Annotated in this window: 16 protein-coding genes; 9 read left to right on the forward strand and 7 right to left on the reverse strand. The window is 71.2% G+C overall.

Annotated elements, in window-relative coordinates; translation table 11 throughout:
• Positions 1 to 47 precede the first annotated feature (47 nt).
• Complete coding sequence (gene dapE, locus ACGFI8_RS04565; RefSeq protein ID WP_392799952.1) at positions 48 to 1,115, reverse strand: succinyl-diaminopimelate desuccinylase; 1,068 nt, start codon at positions 1,113 to 1,115, stop codon at positions 48 to 50.
• A gap of 34 nt (positions 1,116 to 1,149) precedes the next feature.
• Between dapE and dapD the strand changes: the two genes are divergently transcribed.
• On the forward strand, positions 1,150 to 2,160 hold the full coding sequence (gene dapD / locus ACGFI8_RS04570) for a 2,3,4,5-tetrahydropyridine-2,6-dicarboxylate N-succinyltransferase (protein WP_392799955.1): 1,011 nt from the start codon (positions 1,150 to 1,152) through the stop codon (positions 2,158 to 2,160).
• A 63-nt stretch (positions 2,161 to 2,223) separates the two neighbouring features.
• Here dapD and dapC read toward each other — a convergent pair whose 3' ends face one another.
• Positions 2,224 to 3,336, reverse strand: a complete 1,113-nt coding sequence (gene dapC, locus ACGFI8_RS04575; RefSeq protein WP_392801173.1) for a succinyldiaminopimelate transaminase — start codon at positions 3,334 to 3,336, stop codon at positions 2,224 to 2,226.
• On the reverse strand, positions 3,333 to 3,659 hold the full coding sequence (gene fdxA / locus ACGFI8_RS04580) for a ferredoxin (RefSeq protein ID WP_259861542.1): 327 nt from the start codon (positions 3,657 to 3,659) through the stop codon (positions 3,333 to 3,335). Before fdxA ends, dapC begins: the two co-directional genes overlap by 4 nt.
• Before the next feature lie 108 nt (positions 3,660 to 3,767).
• Here fdxA and ACGFI8_RS04585 point away from each other — a divergent pair, with 108 nt between their 5' ends.
• The gene (locus tag ACGFI8_RS04585) at positions 3,768 to 4,784 is read left to right on the forward strand and encodes a GNAT family N-acetyltransferase (RefSeq protein WP_392799958.1); all 1,017 of its coding nucleotides are present in this window, start codon (positions 3,768 to 3,770) and stop codon (positions 4,782 to 4,784) included.
• A gap of 13 nt (positions 4,785 to 4,797) precedes the next feature.
• Here ACGFI8_RS04585 and ACGFI8_RS04590 read toward each other — a convergent pair whose 3' ends face one another.
• From ACGFI8_RS04590 to mshB, 3 genes are all read right to left on the reverse strand, one after another.
• Complete coding sequence (locus ACGFI8_RS04590) at positions 4,798 to 5,262, reverse strand: hypothetical protein (RefSeq protein WP_392799961.1); 465 nt, start codon at positions 5,260 to 5,262, stop codon at positions 4,798 to 4,800.
• A gap of 535 nt (positions 5,263 to 5,797) precedes the next feature.
• A complete protein-coding gene (locus ACGFI8_RS04595; RefSeq protein ID WP_392799963.1) occupies positions 5,798 to 6,394 on the reverse strand; it encodes a hypothetical protein in 597 nt (198 codons plus the stop codon).
• 353 nt (positions 6,395 to 6,747) lie between these two features.
• On the reverse strand, positions 6,748 to 7,704 hold the full coding sequence (mshB, locus tag ACGFI8_RS04600; protein ID WP_392799965.1) for an N-acetyl-1-D-myo-inositol-2-amino-2-deoxy-alpha-D-glucopyranoside deacetylase: 957 nt from the start codon (positions 7,702 to 7,704) through the stop codon (positions 6,748 to 6,750).
• 130 nt (positions 7,705 to 7,834) lie between these two features.
• Here mshB and ACGFI8_RS04605 point away from each other — a divergent pair, with 130 nt between their 5' ends.
• On the forward strand, positions 7,835 to 9,931 hold the full coding sequence (locus ACGFI8_RS04605; protein WP_392799968.1) for a prolyl oligopeptidase family serine peptidase: 2,097 nt from the start codon (positions 7,835 to 7,837) through the stop codon (positions 9,929 to 9,931).
• Here ACGFI8_RS04605 and ACGFI8_RS04610 read toward each other — a convergent pair.
• On the reverse strand, positions 9,909 to 10,739 hold the full coding sequence (locus ACGFI8_RS04610; RefSeq protein WP_392799970.1) for a hypothetical protein: 831 nt from the start codon (positions 10,737 to 10,739) through the stop codon (positions 9,909 to 9,911). The two genes, ACGFI8_RS04605 and ACGFI8_RS04610, sit on opposite strands and share 23 nt — an antisense overlap.
• 101 nt (positions 10,740 to 10,840) lie before the next feature.
• Between ACGFI8_RS04610 and ACGFI8_RS04615 the strand changes: the two genes are divergently transcribed.
• The 6 genes from ACGFI8_RS04615 to ACGFI8_RS04640 all read left to right on the forward strand — a co-directional run bounded on the left by ACGFI8_RS04615 (position 10,841) and on the right by ACGFI8_RS04640 (position 16,862).
• Positions 10,841 to 11,278, forward strand: a complete 438-nt coding sequence (locus tag ACGFI8_RS04615) for a hypothetical protein (RefSeq protein WP_392799972.1) — start codon at positions 10,841 to 10,843, stop codon at positions 11,276 to 11,278.
• A complete protein-coding gene (locus ACGFI8_RS04620) occupies positions 11,275 to 12,519 on the forward strand; it encodes a hypothetical protein (protein ID WP_392799974.1) in 1,245 nt (414 codons plus the stop codon). The genes ACGFI8_RS04615 and ACGFI8_RS04620 overlap by 4 nt, the downstream gene beginning before the upstream one ends.
• Positions 12,519 to 13,625 carry a type VII secretion-associated serine protease mycosin gene (gene mycP / locus ACGFI8_RS04625; RefSeq protein WP_392799976.1) on the forward strand — a complete coding sequence of 369 codons (1,107 nt, stop codon included), beginning with the start codon at positions 12,519 to 12,521 and terminating at the stop codon, positions 13,623 to 13,625. Before ACGFI8_RS04620 ends, mycP begins: the two co-directional genes overlap by 1 nt.
• A gap of 76 nt (positions 13,626 to 13,701) precedes the next feature.
• Complete coding sequence (locus tag ACGFI8_RS04630) at positions 13,702 to 13,986, forward strand: 4a-hydroxytetrahydrobiopterin dehydratase (protein ID WP_366227218.1); 285 nt, start codon at positions 13,702 to 13,704, stop codon at positions 13,984 to 13,986.
• 63 nt (positions 13,987 to 14,049) lie between these two features.
• Complete coding sequence (locus ACGFI8_RS04635; protein ID WP_392799979.1) at positions 14,050 to 15,486, forward strand: TldD/PmbA family protein; 1,437 nt, start codon at positions 14,050 to 14,052, stop codon at positions 15,484 to 15,486.
• Positions 15,483 to 16,862, forward strand: a complete 1,380-nt coding sequence (locus ACGFI8_RS04640; protein ID WP_392799981.1) for a TldD/PmbA family protein — start codon at positions 15,483 to 15,485, stop codon at positions 16,860 to 16,862. The genes ACGFI8_RS04635 and ACGFI8_RS04640 overlap by 4 nt, the downstream gene beginning before the upstream one ends.
• Positions 16,863 to 17,319 lie beyond the last annotated feature (457 nt).

The raw sequence follows: 17,319 nt of genomic DNA on the forward strand, positions 1-17,319 counted from the left end.
GGCTTCTGTCGCGGCGCTCCGTGTCGTTGTGCGTCGCTGGCGCTCGGTCAGGTGTCGCCGCGCAGCCAGCGGCGCATGACCTCGGCACCCTCGACGATCTTGTCGATCTCGACGTGTTCGTCCTGCTTGTGCGCGAGGTTCGGGTCGCCGGGGCCGTAGTTCAGGCCGGGGATGCCCAGCACCGCGAAGCGCGCCACGTCGGTCCAGCCCAGCTTCGCGCGCGGGGGGCGGCCGGTCGCGGCGAGTAACTCGCGGGCGGCGGGCGCGTCGAGCCCCGGCGGCGCGCCGGGCGCCGAGTCGACGAACTCGACCTCGAAGCCGTCGAACACTTCGCGCACGTGATCGGCGGCCGCCGCCTCGTCCCGGTCGGGCGCGAAGCGGAAGTTGACCTCCACCACGCACTCGTCCGGGATCACGTTGCCGGCCACGCCCCCGGCGATCCGCACCGCGTTCAGCCCCTCGTGGAACTCGCAGCCGTCGATGGTGACGATGCGTTCGCGGTACCGTTGCAGGCGCTCGAGAATCGGCGCGGCCTTGTGGATGGCGTTCTCGCCGAGCCACGACCGGGCCGAATGCGCGCGCTTGCCGGTGGTGCGCACCAGCACACGCTGCGTGCCCTGGCATCCGCCCTCGATCAGGCCGTGGGTGGGCTCGAGCAGCACCGCGAACGAGGCGTCGGTCAGCAGGTGCGGTTGGCGATCGGCGAGGATCTTCAGCCCGTTGCGAGCCGACTCGACCTCCTCGCACTCGTAGAACACGTACGTCACGTCGTGGCGCGGCGCCGCCTCGGTGACCGCCAGGTGCAGCGCGATCGCCGTGCCGGCCTTCATGTCGGCGGCGCCGCAGCCCCACAGCAGGCCGTCCTCGGTCCGCGACGGAAAGTTGTCGTGCAGCGGGACCGTGTCGAGGTGCCCGGCGAGCACCACACGCTGCGGCCGGTCGAGCTCGGTCCGCGCCACGATGGTGTGCCCGAACCGCTCGACCTTCAGGTCGGTGGCGGCGAGCGCCTCCTCGACGCGGTCGGCGATCTCGGCCTCGTTGCCGGAGACCGACTCGATGTCGACGAGGGCACGGGTCAGTGCGACGGGATCGGCGAGGACATCACGGGTGAGCATGGCTCTGACACTAGATGGGGTAGCGTTCGGTCACGTGACGACCGCCTACATCGACTCCCCCGCGTGGGGGCTGGGCCTGGCCACCGTGACCTCCTCGGGCCAGGTGTTGGACGCCTGGTTCCCGGCCGGCAACCTGGGCCTCGGCACCGCCACGGCCGCCGATTCCGACGCCGTGACCGCCGCGGGCCCGGCCTCCTCCAGCGCCCGCACCGCCCCGCTTACCGATTTTTCGGATATTTCCGATTTGCCGGATTCTTCGGGCGCCCGGCTGGGACTGCGCACCGAGGTGGTCCGCGTCGAGGTCCAGTCGCTCGGCGACGCGCCGGTGAGCACGGCCGACGTATACCTCCGCCTGCACCTGCTCTCGCACCGCCTGGTCCAGCCGCACCAGGCCAACCTCGACGGGCAGTTCGGCCTGCTGGCCAACGTCGCCTGGACCTCGGCCGGCCCGTGCCTGCCCGACCAGGTCGACGAGTTGCGCGCCCTTGAGCGCCGCGCCGGGCGCCGGCTGAACGTGTTCGGCGTCGACAAGTTCCCGCGGATGGTCGACTACGTGACGCCGTCGGGCGTGCGCATCGCCGACGCCGACCGGGTGCGCCTGGGCGCTCACCTGGCCCCCGGCACCACGGTGATGCACGAGGGCTTCGTCAACTTCAACGCCGGCACGCTGGGCACCTCGATGGTGGAGGGCCGCATCTCGGCCGGCGTGGTGGTCGGCGACGGCACCGACGTGGGCGGCGGCGCCTCGATCATGGGCACCCTCTCGGGCGGCGGCAAGGAGACCATCCGCCTGGGCGGGCGCTGCCTGCTCGGCGCGAACGCGGGCATCGGCATCTCCCTCGGCGACGACTGCGTGGTCGAGGCGGGCTGCTACATCACCGCCGGCTCGAAGCTCACTCTCCCCGACGGCCGCGTGGTCAAGGCACGCGAGCTGTCCGGCCTGAGCAACCTGCTCTTCATCCGCAACTCGGTGAGCGGCCGCCTGGAGGTTCGCGAGCGCCAGGGCCGCGGCATCGAGCTCAACGCCGACCTGCACGCGAACTGAGCCCCACCCGCCGCGGCGTCGCACTCGCACGCCGCGGCGGCCGTTGGGGTCGGCGGCGGTCGTTCAGAGGCGCGACGCCGCCGCGGCGACCCGCTCGTCCGTGGCGGTCAGCGCCACCCGGACGTGCCGCTCCCCCGCCGGGCCGTAGAAGGCGCCCGGCGCGGCCAGGATGCCGCGCTCGGCCAGCCAGCCGACCGTGGACCAGCAGTCCTCGTCGCGGGTCAGCCAGAGGTACAGGCCGGCCTCCGAATGTTCGACCGAGAACCCCGCGCGCTCGAAGGTCTCGCGCAGGATCGCGCGTCGCCGGGCGTAGCGCTCGCGCTGCTCGTCCACATGGGCCTCGTCGCCCAGCGCCGCGATCATGGCGGCCTGGACCGGGGCGGGCACGATCATGCCGGCGTGCTTGCGCACCGCGAGGATCTCGTCCACCAGGGCGGGGTCACCGGCGAGGAAGCCCGCGCGATACCCGGCGAGATTCGAACGCTTGGAGAGCGAGTGCACGGCGAGCACGTTGTCGAACACGCCGTCACAGACGGACAGGATCGACACCGGGGACGCCTCCCAGGGCAGCGGGAGGTAGCACTCGTCGCTGACCACGATCGCGCCGCGCTCGCGGGCCCACTCGACGACCTTGCGCAGGTGCGCCTCGGGCAGCACCCGGCCCGTCGGGTTGGACGGCGAGTTGACCCAGACCATGCCGACGCGCGCCGGCCCGAGCGAGGTCAGCGAGTCGGCACGCACGACCGTGGCGCCGGCCAGCTGGACGCCGACCTCATACGTCGGGTAGCACACCTGCGGGATCACCACGGTGTCGCCCGGCCCGAGGCCCAGCAGCGTGGGCAGCCAGGCCACCAGCTCCTTCGAGCCGATCGTGGGCAGCACGCCGAACGACCCGGACCCGGTGCCGCACCAGCGGCTCACCCAGTCGCGGATCGCCTCGCGCAGGCGCGGGGTGCCGGCGGTCAGCGGATACCCGGGCGCGTCGGACGCCTCGGCCAGCGCCGCGCGGATGATCGCGGGCACCGGGTCGACCGGCGTGCCGATCGACAGGTCGACCAGGCCGTCCGGGTGGCGGGCGGCCGCGGCCTTCGCCGGCTCGAGTCGGTCCCACGGAAAATCCGGCAGCCCGGCCGCGAGCGCGCGCCGGGCTCCTGCTGCGGAAACGGTGCCGGTCAGTGGTCGTGCTCCTGCGGCGGCAGGGCGGCGACGAACGGCGCGTCCTTCTCGATCTTGCCGACCTTCGACGCGCCGCCGGGCGAGCCCAGCTCGTCGAAGAACGTGTAGTTGGCGCCGACGAAGTCCTTCCACTTCTCCGGGACGTCGTCCTCGTAGAAGATCGCCTCGACCGGGCAGACCGGCTCGCAGGCGCCGCAGTCCACGCATTCGTCGGGGTGGATGTAGAGCATGCGGTTGCCCTCGTAGATGCAGTCGACAGGGCACTCCTCGATGCAGGCCTTGTCGAGCAGGTCTACGCAAGGTTCGGCGATGATGTATGTCACGGGTCGCCCTCTTTCGCGCCTGAGGCTGCCAGCCTGGGGCTGGCAGACCCCGCCGCATCCCTACCGCGGCGGTACGAGCCTAGTATCCAGGTTCACGGGAGGTCGATCGTGCTCGGGCCACAACACGTGGGACAGCGCGTCGTCGTGCGCCGATTCGTCGGGATGCGCGACGAACGACCCGTGTTTTCGGACATCTTGGGCCACCTGCTCGAAGCGACCGAGACGCATCTCACAATCCGTGCCCGCTCGGGCGCGATACGCGTTCCAATCAATGAGATCGCCAGGGCCAAGCCGGTGCCTCCGCGCCGCCGTTTCACCCCCACCGAGTCCCTCGAGGCCGCCGCCGCGCTGGGCTGGCCGGCCCGCGAGCAGGCCAACCTCGGCGACTGGCTGCTGCGCGCCACCGACGGGTGGACCCAGCGTGCCAACTCGGCCCTCACGATCGGCGACCCCGATCTCCCATTATCCGACGCGATCGAGTTCGTTCAGCGGTGGTACCGCGAACGAGCCCTGGTCCCCGCCATGAGCGTCCCGGTACCGTTGTTCCAGCGCATCGACGACGAACTCGAGCGTCGCGGCTGGATGGCGATGCCGGCGACCCAGGTGATGACGGCGCCGCTCGTCACGCTTGTCGCTACGCCAGAATTTGAGCCGGGCAGCCTTTCATCCGGCATTTCGCCCGGCTCCTCACCCATGGTGCCCGCCGGGCCGGCGATGGGCGGCCGGATCGAGCTGGCGACCTCGCCGTCCGCCGGGTGGCTGGCCGCCGTGGGCGGCCAGAAGGGCTCGCTGCCGGAGTCGGCCCGCCACGTGCTGACGTCCGTGCCGCACGTGCGGTTCGCCGGGTGGTACGACGAGAGCGGCACCCTGCTGGCCACCGCCCGCGGCTGCGTGGCCGACCCGGAGTCGCGCTGGCTGGGCCTGTCGGTGATCGGCGTGGACGAACGCGTTCGCCGTCGCGGCCTGGCCCGGCTCCTCATCGCCGCCCTGGCCGAGTGGGCGTCGACGCTGGGCGCCCGCGACGTCTATCTGCAGGTCGAGCAGCGAAACACGCCGGCGGTGGCGCTGTACGACCGGCTGGGCTTCACCGCGCACCACGTCTATTCGTCGCGGCGCCTGCTCTAGCCGTATTTCGAAACTATCGGCGCACGATCTTGCGCGGCTTCGTGCCGGACCGCTCGATGTATCGCTTCCACGACTGCGAGCGGTAATCGAGCCCGGTGGTCATCAATAGCAGCAGCCCGACCACGGCCCCGATCGCGGACAGCCCCACGAAGTAGAAGAACTGCCGGAAAACCAGCCCGACCCCGTTGCTGAACGGCCCGACCCCCGACACGAACGGCCCGACGAGCACGGCCAGCAGGCAGGCGACCACAACGGCGAGCCCGAGCTCCCCGATCACGAGAATCATCTGGTACTTCCGCCCGTACCAGAACGCGACGGGAATCATCACCGCCCCGACCGCGCACAGCGCCCAGAGCCCGATGGTGATCTGCTTGGCGTCGTCGCTCCCGGCCCCGAACCGCACCACGAGCCGCGCGACGACATTGACCAGAAAGAGGCCCCCCGCGACGAGCCCGATCGGCAGCAATCGCTCCTTCATCGCCAGCCTCCGTCAAGCTAGTACCGACTCGGCCGACACCCTGAAAGCGCGGCGCGGGAACGTGTTTACTCGTCTACACTGCGTGGCGCAAGACCCGCCGCCTCGGAGTTTCCTCGAAACACAGCGCGACCTTACTCGACCGCCGCAATGGCACCGCCCGCACGGTCGGATGCCGGCTCCGAGAAGCATTCCTGCGCACGGCGCAAAGCACGCGGCCATTCCCGAACCGGTCCACCACTCGCCCCTCCAGCAACGAGCGGCCCAGGCGAGCGCCCGCCACGCGCCAGCCGGCTCGTTTTCGCCATCTGTCGGCCCACCTCATCGCCTTCGCGCTGGCCGCGTCTTGCTAGCCGCTGGACGGCCTGGTCGGCGACGCGCTTGCTGACCTACGAGCGACCGCCAATTGGCTGGCAGCGGCAGTCCGCGGGCACGTCTCCGCGATCATGCGCTCGGGCAGCCGCGGTGCGCGGCCTCCCGGGATGCTGACGGCCCAGTTGACGGTCGCTCCAGGTGCCTGAGCGGCGGCCTCGATTCGCTAGCCGCCGGCGGGTCTCGATGAACTCGACGAAGAGGAGCCCGAAGCGGGACCACTCGGCCAGCGCGGGGCGATGCGCTCCCGCATCGACGAGACGTAGATGCCGACCGCGAACACCGGCGCCCCCACGAGCAGGGTCAGCAGCCCCACCCAGTTGTTGTTGGTGATGATCATGTCACCCTCGGAGGTGCGGCCCGCGGCGAGGATCCAGATCACGCACCACGCCGCGGCGGGCAGGAGCCCCGCGAAGCGCTGCCTGGTGGTAGTGAAGGCGAACCACCCCAGCAACGGGTTGGTCACCAGCGCCATCAGGAGCGAGACGGGCGCGCGGACGCCCCCGATGCGCAGCGGCGAATACAGCGCCTCGATGATCGCCAGCGCGGCCGCCAGCAGCGTGGCGACGATCAGCCCGGCGACCGTGATGAGGACATCGAGCCCCCGAGCCCATTGCGGGGACAACTTCCGCCGCCCGCCACTCGGCCCTGCCCCTTCGGGCCAGACAAACCCCGCCGTTGGCGACACATCCGAAATATCGAACTTATCCGACTTACCGGTCGCGACGTCGGGTGCGATCCACTCGGCCGATCCGCCGCCCACGCCTCGCCCAACCAATCCGTCGTCCGCAAGTCCGGGCGCGACCCACCCACCGGCCCCGCCGTCCGCCGCGCCTGGCGCGCCTGGTGCGCCTCGCTGGGCCGATCCACCACCTGCGCCCCACGCGGCCGGCCCGCCGCCTGCGCCTGGCTCGGTCCATCCACCACCAGCGCCGCTCTCGGCCGATGCACCGGCCGCGCCCCGCTCGGACGATGCGCCGGAACCCGACAGGCCGCCGGTTGCGGGCGATTCGCTCAAATCGGGCGAGATGGCCGAGTCCGGCGACACCGGTGGCTCCGGGGCGAGCTTCGTGGAAGATCGTCCCCCCGGCCGCGGCGGACCCTTGCGCTTGGTGCTCACGACGACCCCGCCTCCAGCGACGAACCGCCCAGCGCCGTGGCCTCCAGCACCCCGACCGGCACCTTCCGCGGCTCCGGCGGCCTCGGCGCGTCGACCTCCAGACCCGCGAACAGGTCCTCCTCCCAGCCGTACGGCCCCACGCCGGGGCCCTTCGCGCCGCGCGCGAGCTGGTAATACTCCACGCCCATGAACTCGGCGCCGAAGTTGCCCGCGATCGAGAACAGCCAGGACGACGGCGGGATCTGCGTGGCGTGGGCCTTAAGCGCGGCGGTCTTCTCCTCCGCGTATTCGTGGGCGTCCACCCGGGCCGCGATGTCGTCGTCGGCGGTGCCGAACGGCAGGTCCTCCGGCCGTTCGATCTCCGCGAACGGGTTGTCGGACGAGTCGCGGAACTCACGCATGCCAGCCTCCAGCACGCTGCGCGGCACCGCCGTCCAGTACACCTTCTGGGGTGCGATCCCCTCGGCCTCGGCCAGCTCGACGGCCCGGGTCAGCACCCGGTGTGCCTGGATGTGGTCCGGATGGCCGTAGAAGCCGTTGGAGTCGTAGGTGACGGCGACCTGCGGGCGCGTCTCGCGGATCACCTCGAGCAGTTCCCCCGCGGCGACGTCCAGGTCGGCGCCCCAGAACGCGCGTGGATGCCTGTTGGCCGGGGTGTCCATCATGCCGGAGTCCCGATACCGCCCGGCGCCGCCGAGAAAGCGGTGGTCCGTGACGCCGAGGCAGCGGCAGGCCTCGGCGAGCTCGGCGATGCGATACCCACCGAGCTGGTCGCCCTCGGCGGCGGCGATCCCGGCCAGCGCGGGCACATGGATCTCGCCCTCCTCACCGAGCGTGCAGGTGACCAGGGTGACATGGGCGCCATCGGCCGCGTAGCGGGCCATCGTGGCACCGGTCCCCATCGACTCGTCATCGGGGTGTGCATGGACGAACAGAATGCTCCGAGCGCTCACGTGGGCAACTCTACGGCGTGCCACCGACAGTTCTTCCAACCACCACGGTCTGTGTAGCCAGGCGTGCACCCCGAGTGACGTTCCCGCCCAATCACATGACAATCCGGCGGGCACGAGTCAACATTCCGGGGTGGACTATCCGGAGTTGGCCGCACGAACCCGTCGCTTCTCCTACGGCGCGCCCCGCGCAGTCACGGTGAGCCCGGACGGCGCGCGGGTGATCTTCCTACGCTCGTCGGGCCCCGAGGACCCGAGTGACGCGCTGTGGGTCTTCGACGTCGCCGCGCGCACCGAGCGCTGCCTGGCCGACCCGGCGACCCTGCTGCGCGACCAGCCGGACCTGCCGCCGGCCGAGCGGGCGCTGCGCGAGCGGCTGCGACTGTCCGCCGGCGGCATCGGCTCGTTCGCGCTCGACGGGGCCGGCGTGCTCGCCGTCTTCCCGCTGGGCGGTCGGCTGTTCCGCGTCGACCTGCTCACCGGCGACGTGGCCGAGCTCGACACGGCCGGCCCGGTCGTCGACCCGCGGCTCGACCCGACGGGACGCCGGATCGCGTATGTCACCGGCGGCGCCCTGCGCGTCATCGAGGCCGACGGCACCGACAACGTGCTGGCCGGCGAGGAGGGCGTGACCTGGGGCCTGGCCGAGTTCGTCGGGGCCGAGGAGTTCCACCGCTTCCGGGGATACTGGTGGTCGCCCGACGGCCGCAACATCCTCACGGCCCGAGTCGACGAGTCGCGCGTGCCCCGCTGGCACCTGCACGACCCCTCGCTGCCGGAGCAGCCGCCGACCACGGTCGCCTATCCGCACGCCGGCTCGACCAACGCCAAGGTCACGCTGCACGTGCTCGACCTCGACGGCGGCTGGGTCGACGTGCACTGGGACCGCGAGACTTACCCGTATCTCGTGGCCGCGTCCTGGTCCGAGCAGGGCGGTCCGCTGCTGACGGTCCTGCGCCGCCTGCAGCAGCACGGCCTCGTGATCGCCGTCGACCCGCGCACGGGCGAGACGCAGGTCCACGCCGAGCTCGCCGATCCGCGCTGGGTCGAGCCGGTCCCGGGCACGCCGATCCATCTCCCCGACGGGAGAGTGCTGGTCGGCGGCGAACTCGCCCATGACGGCTACGACGCGCGCTGCCTGTTCGCCGACGGCAGCCTCGTCACACCCCCCAATTTGTACGTCAGGAGGGTGGCCGGCCGCCTCGACGGCGATCTGGTGGTGGAGGCCAGCGACGGCGAGCCCAGTGAGCAGCACATCTTCCACATTCCGGTCACCCAGTCCAGCCCCCGGGCGACGCGGCTGACGACCGAGCCGGGGTGGCACCAGGCGCAGGCGGCCGGCCGTACCGTCGTGATCGGGTCCCAGACGCTGGAGGGCAACGGATGGCAGTACCAAGTCATCCATAATGGCGAATCGATCGGCGAGATCCCGTCGCTCGCCGCGGCGCCTCCCTATGCGCCGAGGCCGGCGCTCGAACGGGTGACGGACCGGCGCGTACCGGCTGGCGTGCTCTATCCGCGCAGCCACGTGGCCGGCCGCAAGCTGCCCGTGCTCGTGGCGATCTACGGCGGCCCCGGCCACCAGGAGGTCGTCGCCGCACGGGCCCGCTGGCAGGAGAAACAATGGTGGGCCGACCAGGGCTTCGCCGTCGTCTCCATCGACAACCGCGGAACTCCAGGCGTCGCGCCGAGCTTCGACAAGGCCATCCACCGCCGCTTCTCCGACGTCATCCTGTCCGACCAGGTCGACGCGCTCGAGGCCCTCGCCGGCAAGCACCCCGACCTCGACCTCGGCCGGGTCGCGATCCGCGGGTGGTCGTTCGGCGGCTGGCTGTCGGGGCTGGGCGTGCTGCGGCGCCCGGACGTCTACCACTGCGCGGTCGTCGGCGCGCCCGTGACCGACTGGAGCCTCTACGACACCGCGTACACCGAGCGATACCTGGGGCTGCCCGCCGATGCGCCCGACGTATACGCGCACAACTCCCTCGTCGAGCTGGCCGCCGAGCCGCCGGTGCGCCCCGAGGACGCCCGCCCGATGCTGCTGGTCCACGGCCTGGTCGACGACAATGTGGTCGCCGCGCACACGCTGCGCCTGTCGGCCGCGCTGCTCGCCGCGGGCCGGCCGCACTCGATGATCCCGCTGACGGGCGCCACGCACATGGCCGCGGGCGGCCTGGCCGAGAAGCTGCTGCGCATCGAGCTGGACTTCATCCGCCGGTCGTTAGGCTGATCACCACGTCGCCGCCCAGCCGTCCGCCCTCGGGCGAGCGCGTCACGGCGCCCGCGTGCAGCAGCGCCGTGACGACCTTCTGCGCGTCGGCGGCGCGGTACACGGTGTCGGTGAGCGCGAACCGCTTCAGCTCCGTCACCGTCATGCCGCCGCCGCGCAGCGCCTGCAGGATCTCGCGCCGCAACGCGCCCGGGTTCGGCTCGAGCGAGATGTCCATGAGGTGGCCCTCGGGGTCCTGCGGGTCGCGGTAGCGCACGCCGGCGTACTCGTCGAGGGCCCAGAGCTCGCTCTTGAACGCCTCCAGACTCTTCGCCGACCGCGTGCCGAACCCGACGAGCAGCTCGTCCACGCCGTCCACCAGCTCCACGCCGGCCGTCAGCTCCAGCCCCGCCCGCTGCAACTCCGCGCGCTGGGCACCCCACGTGCCCGCCGGGGCCGTGAGGAGTACAACCGCCGCGGAAAGGCTTTTCTCGACGGTTTCGTCAATGACCGCGAGCAGCGGCCCGCCTTTCGCCCCGGCCGCCTTCAGCACGGCCGCGACATTCCCGCCGGGCACGACGTGAACGACCATTTCCGGCGGCGTACGCAATTCCCGCTGAATTTCCTGAACACGCGCTTGCAGCGCCTGAACCCCGGGCGCCACGAACAACAACGTCAGCCGCCCCCGAAGCCGATCCCCGAACTCGGCGAACGCCCGCACCGCCCCTTCGGCCGCCGCGTGATCGATCCCCTTGCCCGAGGCATGGAGAAATGTCGCTCCGTGCGCAGCGTGCAGATTCCCGGGCGCCCAGGTGTCCACAGTGCGCACCAACAGCTCCCGCGTGACCCCACCTATCGCCATATCGTCCTTTCTACTCCTGCACAGCTCGACTACCTTGAGCGTGTCAACGCACGGACGGGGGAGGCACCGTGGCGGACCAACACAAGATCGAGATCAACGCCACCGGCATGAAGGACTTCAGTGCGAAGCTCCAAAGCTACGTCGACAAGGACCTCGCGCCCGGAGGCGAGCGCATCAAGAACCAGCTTGCGATGTACCCGACGTTCGGCGTCCACACCGCCAGCCCGGTGGTTCACCAGGCCGCGGTGCAGTACTGGGAGCAGATGGAGGCGGCCATGGCCTTCCTCGACGCCCTGACGCACAACGCCGCCGTATTGGCCAGGACGGCGCAGGAGATCGTCACGACCTATCGCGACGTTGACGACCATTCCGCGACGTTTCTGCGAGGGGTCGTCAGCGGCGCGTCCACCGAGGTGTCCCAGGCCGAACGCGCCGCGCAGGACGCGGATCAGCGGGCCAAGCGCAACGAGCTTCACGAACTGCACCAGGCCAGGGGCGGCAAGTGAGCGAGGCCTACGAGCGATATGCCGTTCCTGAGCTGTGGCTGAGTGTGGCCGACGAGAATACGGCCAACAACACCACTCACGAGCATGCATGGTCGCACAAGCACTCGCTGCTGGACGACCAGATCAAGAAGCTCGGAGAGTTGCGTAGAGACCTGGTGACCTACTGGAATCCAGCGGCCAGTGCAGCAGCCCAGGCGTTCGTAGACCAGATCGACGCGGCTATCACGGCCATGACCGACGCTCGGGATGCGGCGGCACGGGTGAAAAGCACCTACGAGGCGGTTGCCAGCGCTGTGATGGAGGCGAGACACCAACTCGAACCACTCCAGGCGTCGTACGGCGACCCGAAGGCGGCCTGGAAGAGCTACCTGAAGAACACGCCCGCGAGCAGTCTCGTGAACCTCATGCCGGACGGCTGGAACCCCGGCATGGGTCTCCCCCCGGTACTGAGCGACGCGGTGCTGAAGTCGCACCAGGACGAACTCGACGCCAGGGCGCGCTCGATCATGCAAGCGGCCGATCAGAGGATTGCGGCGGCGACAACCGAGCCAGCCACCTTCCCGACCATGGCGGTCTACAACAACGGCACGGCACCACCGGTCCCGGAACAGAAGGGTGGACGCGGCGGAAACGGCGGCGACGGGCGCTATCTGCCGCGGCCTGTGTTCGATCCACCTCCGCCGAGCAGCCGTCCGGTCGCTTCCGCCCCCGGCATCGGACCGCTGCCCGGTGCCGTCGACCCGGGTCCGTTTCTGACCGGCGCGCCGGCCCATGTCAGCCCTCCGGTACTGACGGCACCCCCTGCCCCACCGATCACCCCGCCCGTCACATCGCCTTCGAACGATCCCATCCCGAGCCTTCCTTCGGAGGTCGGCTGGACCACCCGCGCTCCCTCCGGCCAGCGCGTGATGCGATCCGGGGGCCTCATCGAGCGACCCGGCCCTATCGAACGGCCGGGCGCAATCGGCGGGCCGGCGAGTCGCGCCTCAGGACAGCGGGGTGGCAAGGTCAGCAAACCGGGCACCGGTGCCGCGGACAATGTGACCCGGACGGACGAACGCACACCCGCGGGTGGCTGGCGGGATCGCAGCTACGAGGCGTACGCGCGGAGGAACGCCGATCGGAAGCGGAACGCGGACGATCAATGGCAAGTCAAAGAGGGTGTGACACCGATTCTCGAATCTCCCGACCCACCGCCGCCGAACGATGCAACCCCCGGCGTGATCGGGATCGACCGTTGATGCTGCGCCGTCTCGCGTTTCCAGCCATCGCCGCTGTGCTTGCGGCCGTCACGTTGCCCATCGGCGCGTACGCCGACCAGGTGCGCGATCAACAGTGGCACCTCGGATACCTGCACGTATCCGAGGCGCACGAAATCAGTCAGGGCGACGGCGTGCTCGTCGCGGTGGCTGACTCGGGCGTCGATCCCTCCGCGAAGGAACTCGGCGCCGCGGTCGTGCCGGGCAATGAGTTCTTCGGCCGATCCGGCGACGGTCGTGCCGACACCGACGGCCACGGCACGGCGATGGCCGGCATCATCGCCGGGCGTGGCACCGGCGGAAACAGCGGAAACAACGGAGTGCTCGGCATCGCTCCGAAGGCGAACATCTTGCCCATCCGGGTCTCACCGTCGCCAGGCTTCGGGGGATCCGGCAAGGAGTTGGCCGCCGGCATCGAATGGGCGGTCGGCCAGCACGCCAAGATTATCTGTATCTCGCTCGGCACAGACGAGGACTCGAGGGTCAAGGCCGCGATTGAAAAGGCCATGGCCGCCGACATCGTGGTGGTCGCCGCCGTCGGCAACCGACCCGGCACCAGGGTCGTGGCCTTCCCGGCGAAGCTACCCGGCGTCGTGGCCGTCGGCGCCGTCGACCAGCAGGGACGGGTGTCCTCGGCCTCTGTGACCGGGCCCGAGGTACTCCTGAGCGCACCCGGCGTGGACATAATGTCTACCGACATCGAGGGCAATCACCGCCAGACCAGCGGAACAAGCGACGCTGCCGCGATCGTCGCGGGGGCCGCTGCGCTAGTTCGGGCCAAGTATCCGCAGTTGAGCGCGCAGGACGTCATCCGTCGGCTCACCTACACCGCGCAGGATGCCGGTGCGCCGGGTCGTGACCCCGAGTACGGCTACGGCATCCTCGACCTCGTCAAGGCCCTCACCGCCGAGGTCCCGCCCGCCTCGCCCGGCGCGGCGCCCCAGGTCTCGGCCTCGGCCGGGGCGGGCAAGGACGCCGGAGGTGGTCGCTCGGTCGCCGTGATCGCCGCCATCGGGGCCGCGGTGGTCGTCGTCGTTTTCATCTCGGTACTGCAAAGCATCATCCGCGGCCGCCGGCGGCGCGGGTGAGCGGCGGAGTCCAGAAGGCAGCCGGTACGGCGAATCGTGGCTCGAAGGCGGCGGGCCCGGGGGTACGTTCAAAGCCATGGCTGATGTGCTCGGCAACGAAGAGGTGACCGCCGCGCTGGCGAAGCTCGCGGGGTGGTCCGGCGACGCGGACGGCATCGAGCGGTCGGTGACCGCGCCCTCGTTCCTGGACGGGATACGGCTGGTGGCGGAGGTCGCGCACGTCGCCGAGCAGGCCGACCACCACCCTGACATCGACATCCGGTGGCGGACGGTGACCTTCAGGTTGTCGACGCACTCGGCGGGCGGGGTGACGGAGAAGGACATCGCGCTCGCGGGGCAGATCAACGAGCTGATCGGGTAGCCGGGGCATCAACGTAGGGTCGTGTCGCCCAAAACTGTCGTACCCCCTGGGTACTGTCCAACCATGACCCAATTCGACGTGGCGACCGCGGCGGTCGAGGCGGCCCTCGCGGCCGGGGCTCGGTATGCCGATGCCCGCGTGATGCACCGGCGGTCCGAGTCGATGACGGCGCGCAACGGTGAGATCGAGGAGCTCAGCCAGGACGAGGACGCGGGCGTCGGGGTGCGGGCGCTGGTCGGGTCCAGCTGGGGATTCTTTGCTGTACCGGACCTGGGCCGCGATGCTGCGCGGCGGGCGGGCGAGCGGGCCACTTCGATCGCGCGGGCGTCGGCGACGGTGCCCGGGCCGGCGCTCGACCTGGTCGACGTCGAGGCGCGGGTGGACTCGTGGGCGAGCGCGTGCGAGGTGGACCCGCTCGGGGCGGCGCTGTCGGTGAAGGGCGACCTGCTGACGGGGGCGACCGCGGAGGCGCACAAGGCGGGCGCCGACATCGCGGAGGGGCTCTATCAGGTCTGGGACACGCGGAAATGGTTCGTGTCGTCGCAGGGGCACCGGATCGACCAGCACATCCGCGAGGCGGGGGCGGGCATCTCGGCGACGGTGATCGGCGACGGGGAGACACAGCGGCGGTCCTATCCGTCCTACCGCGGGCAATACGGCACGCGCGGCTGGGAGCTCGTCGACGAGCTCGACCTGAGCGCGCACGCGGCGCGGATCGCCGAGGAGGCGCGGGCGCTGCTGTCGGCGCCGCAGTGCCCGGCGGGCGAGACGACGCTGATCCTGGGCAGCGAGCAGATGGCGCTGCAGATCCACGAGTCGGTGGGGCACGCGATCGAGCTGGACCGGATCCTCGGCTGGGAGGCGGCCTTCGCGGGCACGTCGTGGCTCGACCTCGCCAAGCTCAACCAGCTCCGCTACGGGTCGGAGCTGATGAACATCACGATCGACCCGACGATCCCGGGGGCGCTGGGGTCGTTCGGATACGACGACGAGGGCACCCCGGCGAGTCAGCGGTTCGCGGTGCGGGACGGGATCTGGGTCGGCACGCTCGCCGGGCGGGACTCCGCCGCCGTCGCCGGGCTCGACTACGCGGGCAGCGTGCGGGCCGATGGGTGGGCGCGGCTGCCGATGGTGCGGATGACCAACGTCGGGCTGCTGCCGGGGCCACACACGCTGGAGGAAATGATCGCGGCGACCGACGACGGCGTGCTGATGGACCTCAACCGGTCCTGGTCCATCGACGACAAGCGGCTCAACTTCCAGTTCGGCTGTGAGATCGGCTGGGAGATCAAGGACGGCAAGCTCGGCCGGATGCTGCGCAACCCGACGTATACGGGCATCGGCCCACGGTTCTGGGGGTCGATGGACATGCTCAGCTCGGAGATCGTGTCGTGGGGCACGCCCAACTGCGGCAAGGGCCAGCCCGGCCAGATCGGCCACACCGGGCACCCGGCCGCGGCGGCCCGGTTCCAGAACGTACGCGTGGGGGTTCGGGGATGAGCGTGGCGGCGACGGAGACCGATCTGGCGCAGCGGGTGCTCGAGCTGGTCGGGGCCGGCATCGAGGCCGAGGTGACGGTGGAGCGGCACGCGCTGTCGCTGACCCGGTTCGCCAACTCGTACATCCACCAGAACGTGGCCGACGAGACGACCTCGGTGCGGCTGCGGCTGCACGCCGAGGGACGCACGGCGACCACGTCCACGACGGTGCTCGACGGGCTCGACGACCTGGTCCGGCGCACGGTCGACGCGATGCGGCTGGCGCCGGCCGACCCGACGTGGCCCGGGCTGGCACCGCCGGCACCGCTGGCGTCCACCGGCAACCTCGACGAGAAGACCGCGGCGGCCTCGCCGGACGAGCGGGCCGCGCGGGTGCGGGCGTTCGTCGACCAGGCCGAGGGGCTCGACACGGCGGGGTACTGCCGCACGTCCATGGCCCGGGTGGTCTACGCCAACTCGGCCGGGCAGCACCTGAGCGCGGCGAAGACCAGCGCGGCGATGGACGGCATCGTCCGCACCTCGACGTCGGACGGACTGGCCCGGCTGGCGGCGGTGCGGCTGGCCGACATCGACGGCGCGGTGCTCGGTGCGCGGGCCGCCGCGAAGGCGCGGGCCGGGGCCGACCCGGTGGAGTTGCCGCCGGGGCGCTACGAGGTGGTGCTCGAGCCGGCGGCGGTGGCCGACGTGCTGCAGTTCCTGGCGATGTACGGGTTCAACGCCAAAATGGTGCTCGACCGCCAGTCGTTCCTGCAGGTGGGCGAGGCGCAGTTCGACCCGGCGGTGACGCTGGTGGAGGACGCCTCCCAGCCGGACGCGACGGCGATCCCGTTCGACGTCGAGGGCACGCCGCGCAAGCGGGTGGTGCTGGTCGACGGCGGCCTCTCGGCGGCGGTAGTGCACGACCGGCGCACGGCGGCCCGGGCCGGCGGCGGCGCCGAGTCGACCGGGCATGCCATCCCGGGCGGCGCCAGCTTCGGGGCGATCGCCTCCAGCCTGCGGCTGATGCCGGCGGAGGGGCCGGCGCCGGTGGAGGTGGACGGTCCGGCGGCGGACTCGTCGGTCTTGGCGCTCGTCGCGGGGGTCGAGCGCGGGCTGCTCGTGACGGACAACCACTACACGCGGGTGCTCGACCCGCGAACGCTGGTGGTGACCGGCCTGACCCGCAACGGAGTGTGGCTGATCGAGGACGGGGTGATCACCACGCCGGTGCGCAACTTCCGGTTCACGCAGTCGTACGCGCAGGCGCTCGGGCCGGGGGCGGTGCTCGGGGTGGGGACGCGGGCGGTGGAGCAGCCGGGGCCCTGGGCTGAGGCGGGGTTCGTGGCGCCGGCGTTGCGGTTGGCGTCATGGAACTACACCGGGGGCGCGTCGGGGTGAGGCGGTCCCGGTCTCGGGGCCGGCGCTGAGGAGACCGCGAGGCCGGGCGGGGGCAGGGGCCGGCCCGCGGGCGGGGGCCGCGCACCCCGCACGCCATCAGGGGCCGTGGGTGGCTGGGCGACGGGCGTCCGTACACACAGCATTCGGACCGGTGCGGGGCGCTGGCTGGCGTATCTACACATGCTCACGGACCCGGGCGGAGCGCGGTCACGGCGTTCGTACACAGCGCATCCGGGCCTGCGCGGGGTGCTGTTCCTGAGTGGCGATGCAAGGAAGCAACCGCGGGCCAGGGGACCCAAACGGTTGTCCCAACGGTGGGGACTGTGGGATTGCCGTGTCTCGTGGGCTGGGAGTGAAGTTCTCCACAGCGGGCCTGGGATTTGCAGGAAGGTCTTTCGGCGTCGCGCCGACACACGCCAGACTCCCAACGCACGTCGCTGCGGGGATCGGGCGTAAC

Origin of the sequence: Dactylosporangium sp. NPDC048998, from assembly GCF_043197855.1 — a bacterium.
Taxonomy (GTDB): domain Bacteria; phylum Actinomycetota; class Actinomycetes; order Mycobacteriales; family Micromonosporaceae; genus Dactylosporangium.